We start from the raw sequence: 4378 nt of genomic DNA, 5'->3' as shown, positions 1-4378 counted from the left end.
CGGTGCCGGGCGGCCGCAAGGTGAAGCTCGACGCGGGCCGGCGCATCGTCACCATCACGGCCGGCCTGCCCTACAGGATGTCGGTACAGGACTTCGCCGGCCTCATCGGCCGCTACCGGCAGGCGGCCAGGACACGGCGCGCCTGCGCCGCCTGCCGGTAGCGGCCGATGAGGCCGGCGAAGTCCTGTACCGACATCCTGTAGGGCAGGCCGGCCGTGATGGTGACGATGCGCCGGCCCGCGTCGAGCTTCACCTTGCGGCCGCCCGGCACCGCCTGCGGGAACGGCGCCTCCGGCGGCAGCAGCAGGCGGGTGACGACGCTGTTCTGCCGGGTCGTCATGTCGAGGTCGGCGATGCTGTCCCAGGGGATCGGTCGGTCGAGGCCGGGCACCGCCAGGGCCTCGGGGCTCAGGATCATCGTCGTGCGCTCGCCCCGCCACAGCCGGAATCCGCCGAAGCCGCCTAGGACCGCCCCGCAGGCCAGCGCCACCCCCACTACGGGCCCCGCCTGGCTGGCCGACAGGCCGGGCAGGCCGGCGGCGAGCCACAGGAGGGCGACCCCGATGAAGAAGCCGCCCGCCACCAGGAGGGCGATGGCCCCCGGGCGGGTGCTTTCGCGCAGCGCCCGCGCCTCGATGCCGATCTCCGCCGCCGTCGCTTCGAGATGGGCGCGAAACGCCGCATCGTGGGCCCGCACCGCGTCGAGGAAATCGTGCGTCGCCGCGCGGCAGAGGCCGGCGGGATCGGCGAAGTAGGCCGCGAGCTGGCCGAGCGCGTGCGGGGGCGGAACGGCGGCGGCGGCGGCCAGGAGTTCGGCGTCGAGGGTCCGGCCGAGGGCCGCCACGCGCTCGCGGGTCGGCGGATGGGTGTCGGTGGGGTGGGCCTGCTCCGCCTCGAGATGCGTCGCCGGATCGTCGAGGCCGCGCGCGATGGCGTGGTCGAGGCTCGCCGCCACGAGGTCGGCCGGGGCGGACCCGGGCGCCTCGGCGGCGGCGTCCAAGGTCTCGGCGATGCGGGGGGCCACCGCCCCCGTGCGCAGGAGCGCCCGCGCGGCGGCGTCCACGGAGGCCGGGCCGGCGCCCGCCGCATCGGCCGCGAACTCGCGGGTCCGGCTCCAGTGGCGCACGGCGAGGTGGAAGTTCTCCATGACGAAGACGCCGAGGCGTAGGGACGGGCCGAGTAGCCCGAAGGACCCGGCATGCCCCTCCGCCACCGCGTCGAGGGAGCGGCCGACGCCGGCGTAGATCGGCAGGAAGCGCTGGCTGTAGACGGTGTCGCCCCCGGCGTAGTGGGCGAGTTCGTGGCCGATGATCGCCGCCACCTCGTCGCCCCGCAGGAGGGCGAGGTAGGGCAGCGGCAGGTAGAGGATCCGGCCCGTCAGCGGCGCGCCGCCGGGCTCGACCACGGCCGGGCCGGCGCTGACGAAGAAGCCCCCCGTGAGGCCGACCACCACGGCCTCGGGTTTCAGCGCCCCGAGCCGCTCGGCCAGACCCTCGGTGAGGCGCCACAAGCCCGGCGCCTCGGCGGGCGAGACGACCCGACCGAAGATCGACAGGGGGTCGGGCTCGAACGCGGACAGCGCCCGGCGCAGGCCCAGCACCGTGGCGCCCGCCGCGATCAGGACCGCCCCGACGACGACGGCGGCCATGAACAGCATCTTGATCTCGCCGCCGCCGAGGCCGGGCCGCGCGAGCAACCCGGCCTCGAAGACCACGGCGGCGACGAAGCCCGCCGTGGTGAGGAGCACCTGGAGGGCGAGCACCGGCGGCAGCAGGCGGCGCATCCACGAGAAACCGGCCACCAGCACGTCGCGGGAGGCCCGCCCCAGCCGCCCGAGGGCGGCGCCGGCCAAGAGCACGAGGATCGACAGGCCGGCGGCGAAGCCCCCGGCCGCGACGACCACGGGCGGGAGCAGCCGGCGCCAATCCATGAGCGTCGTCAGGGTCGCGACCTCGTCGCGGGCCGCGCGGGCCTGCACCAGGGCGAGGGGACCGCCGTAACTCTTGCCGTTGCGGCGGAACTGCATGCGGAAATCGGGACGCCCGTCCGGCGGCGCCCGCGCCTCCAGCTCCGCGACGATCCGGGTCAGGTGCTCCTGCTCGGCGGCGAGGTCGGCCCAATCGGCGCCGGCGCGCTCCTGCTCCCACAGGCCGAGGAGCAGGATGCCCAGGGGTAGGAGGACGGTGGCGGCGATCAGGCGCGTGACGGAACGCAAGCGCAAGGGCGTGCGCGAATTAGCTACTTCGGGGATACTCGCCTCCTCGGATGCGTCGGGAGCAAGAACAGGTCGCTCAGAATTTGTTCGTCGGACGCTCGTCCACTGGAATCGGGATGAGGCTGTCGTGCTTGCGGCATGAGATCCTATCGACTTTGCGGCTCTCACCCTTGATCAGGTCCATGGCGCCGGTCTTTCGATTGACCAGGAAATAGCCGCCCGGGTTCTTTAGCTTGATCACATCGTCGGACTGAAGCGCGACTTCTTGTGTCTTCGACTCACGCTCGCCATTCGGCTTCATCAAGGCCCATTGCTTGGACACGAGGCCAATGCTGAAGTAGATCGATTTGCCGCCATTGTTGATGCATGCCAGGGTGAAAGGCTGCGTCGCTTCTTCAGCGTGTGCGTTGTGCGCAGCGATGAACGCGCAAAGTACGCCGTACACAAGGAGAGAGGTCGCTTTTTCAGTCATCCGGTTCATTCCTGTTGGTACGTCCTGCCGCATCGCGGTTGGCGGTCTAGACGTGCGCGCAGCAGGGGGCAAATCGATCCCGGGCCCGAGCATGCTCCCTTGCCGGCCAGGATGATCACGGTATCATTGACACCCCGACTAAGCGTCGCGTCAGTGGCATCAGGTTAGGGCATGTATTAGGCCGGGAAGTCGTTCATACGTCTCGGAGGCCGCCTATGTTCGCAAGGCCCTGAAGCGCCGAGTTTCATGTCATCAACCTCGCACCGCTACCGACGGCTCGGATGCCACTCCTATCGTCTGATGTCCCGCTCGACCTCGTCCAGAAACGTGGCCGCCGAGGTTTAACCGGCGTTCTCATACAACATTGGTGGGGAGCAGGCGTTCAGCTATCCGGGGAAGGGAGCATGACCGACACCATCAGGATGCGATTGCAGCTGTTGGTATATTGTAAGTGGACCCACAGCCCATCGCGCGTAAACAGATCCCAGGGCCTATGCTCGATCCCAGACACGGTGGCGCCACCATCGCTGCTCCTTACCAGCGGACCCATGATCGCCCTCGCATCGTTCCGTGAGTTCCGGAACCTGACCCCACCCGGCAAGTCACCCGCGAACTCGCAGTACGATGGGTCCTTTCCGGCACCGAAGAACTGAACGCAGCAGCAGCAGACGTCGCTCGCATCGATCATCATGGCCAATCCACGACTCGGACATTCGATGTGGCGATCGAGCCCATGTTCGGGATCGCCTTCCGGTGGTCGATCCGTAACCGCGGGCGAGGGGTCAAGCAGGGGAAAGAACTCGGAAACGTGCTTACCGATGAGTGTATGGTCCGTCATGGAGCTGGCCTATCGCAGCTTGGCTGAATATCTGGATAGGATCGACATCGGCCGGACCGTTCTACGGTCCGGATAGGTGCAAGGCAGTCAGGCGCCTTGATCGAATAGGGTGGCAAGAAAGGGTCGTGTTCACCGCTTGCTGAGGAGCTTACGGACACCATCCAGTGCGTAAGCTTCGGTCGCATTTCTAGGAAGTGCAGGAGGTTTAGCCGCAAGCGTCCTCACCGATCTGCCCTGATCGTCCTTCCGGTCTGGATCGGCTCCGTGACCGAGCAGGAACAGGACCAAGGACCAATCTCCGAAGCCGGCCGACATCGAGGCAGGAGTGCTACCGAGTGACATAGGGTGATCGACGTCAGCCCCTTCCTTGAGGATGCGGTCCATCCATGTGGTATCCTGACGAAGGATCGCGTTGGCGTAAGAGTTGGTGAACCCTTCCTCCCGGGTCAGCACCGGACGCGCCTGTTCGTGGGCATAGAAGGCGCCTGCGAGGGTAGCGAGGATTGCCATGACCCCTACAAAAGCTCCCCAGGTCACAGTGTGGATCGCCGCGAGTATCGTCGGCTTGGATTTGCGAACGGCCCACGCCTTCACAACCGCCAACACCGGGAGAACGATGGGATAGGTCACAACGGCACAGAGGACTGCGAGCCAGAGAGCGATTTCTCCCGGGGTGGCCTCGCCCGGAACGTTCAGGAGCACCGGGAGGATCAGGAGGATGCAGAGCACCCACAGTGACCAGAGCACGACGGCTGCAAAGACTGCGATCAGGCGCCGCATCAACATGGGGGCAGATCGTCCTTCCAGCCGTCCGAGTTGAGGCAGGGGCGAAAGCATCCATCACCGTCCTGCA

The 4378-nt window shown here is 67.7% G+C and carries 3 protein-coding genes; all 3 read right to left on the bottom strand.

Annotated features, from left to right (window positions below; genetic code table 11):
- Window positions 1-112: 112 nt before the first annotated feature.
- Window positions 113-2215 (bottom strand): M48 family metalloprotease, encoded by a 2103-nt coding sequence (locus COGEMETH_RS21995; RefSeq protein ID WP_238184820.1) that lies wholly within the window; start codon window positions 2213-2215, stop codon window positions 113-115.
- Between the two features lie 76 nt (window positions 2216-2291).
- On the bottom strand, window positions 2292-2696 hold the full coding sequence (locus tag COGEMETH_RS21990) for a hypothetical protein (RefSeq protein ID WP_238184819.1): 405 nt from the start codon (window positions 2694-2696) through the stop codon (window positions 2292-2294).
- Window positions 2697-3654: 958 nt separating this feature from the next.
- Window positions 3655-4311 (bottom strand): ankyrin repeat domain-containing protein, encoded by a 657-nt coding sequence (locus COGEMETH_RS21985; protein ID WP_238184818.1) that lies wholly within the window; start codon window positions 4309-4311, stop codon window positions 3655-3657.
- Window positions 4312-4378: the final 67 nt, after the last annotated feature.

The organism is Methylobacterium trifolii, assembly GCF_022179685.1.
In the GTDB taxonomy this organism is placed as follows: Bacteria; Pseudomonadota; Alphaproteobacteria; order Rhizobiales; family Beijerinckiaceae; genus Methylobacterium; species Methylobacterium trifolii.
This window is presented reverse-complemented; position numbering and strand designations above follow the sequence as displayed.